The organism is Blautia sp. MCC283, from assembly GCF_018785565.1.
Classification (GTDB): domain Bacteria; phylum Bacillota; class Clostridia; order Lachnospirales; family Lachnospiraceae; genus Blautia_A.
Genome location: NZ_WQQB01000002.1, coordinates 1 through 1,034 on the forward strand (window position 1 = coordinate 1; position 1,034 = coordinate 1,034).

Annotated in this window: 1 protein-coding gene; it reads left to right on the forward strand. The window is 49.0% G+C overall.

The window, feature by feature from the left end:
• The first annotated feature begins 283 nt into the window (after window positions 1-283).
• Complete coding sequence (locus GPK81_RS00675; RefSeq protein ID WP_118338790.1) at window positions 284-958, forward strand: alpha/beta hydrolase; 675 nt, start codon at window positions 284-286, stop codon at window positions 956-958.
• Window positions 959-1,034: the final 76 nt, after the last annotated feature.

A 1,034-nucleotide genomic window follows, 5' to 3' on the forward strand; every position in this document is an offset into this window, starting at 1 on the left:
CCGTATCATGGATGCACAGCTCATAGAGAATCTGTGTTTTCCACTTTCCCTGAAGCATCAGAAGCAGCGGCGTGACCGGGCTGTTGCCCAGATCGGTGACGATTCCCTTCTTGACATCGCGCAGATATTCCTCATATGTCATGATATGATCCATCTTGATTCCTCCTGTTTATAGCCTTGGTCAGTAGTTTGATACTATGTACGAACTTTCTGCGTACTTGCTTTCGTTTTCGGATACCGTACAATATTTATACAATGAATCGTCAAGAGAGGAGGCAACAAAGTGACTTCTTTAACCATAGAACAAAAAAGAGTGGACATATACCCAAGCGCAAAGCCGGGCAGCCCAGTTATCTATCTCAACACCTTTTCCAATGCCGTTAACAGTGTGTATAAAAACCTGATGGCGCTCGGCTGCCCAGATTTCTGTCTGGTGGCGGTCAGTAAGCTGAAATGGGATCATGACATGACACCGTGGTATATGGGGCCGATCTCTAAACACGATACGCCCTGCACCGGGGGTGCGGATGATTACCTGAAACTGCTTCTGGATGAAATTATGCCGGAAGCGGAAGCGCTCCTTCCCGGTGCGCCCGCCTGGCGGGGCCTCGCCGGTTACTCGCTGGCCGGGCTGTTCGCCCTCTACGCTCTCTACCAAACGGATGTGTTTGCCCGCGCAGCGAGTATGTCAGGTTCCTTCTGGTTTGAGGGCATCATGGAATATGTGTGCTCCCATGAGATGAAGCGCAAACCTGACTGTCTGTATTTTTCTCTCGGAGACAAGGAGAGCTCCACCGATAATCCGATTTTGAACGTTGTGCAGCAGAATACGCAGGAGATAGAAACACTGTGCCACGGGAAAGGCATCGAAACCACCTTCGTACTGAACAGTGGCAGCCACTATCAGGCGTGCAACAAGCGCACAGCGGCTGGCATTCACTGGATATTAAATAGATAAACCGACAAGGAGATAAAACGATGGATACGATTTATTCGCTTTTTCAGAAAGTAGTTAAAGAACATGAAAATGCCCC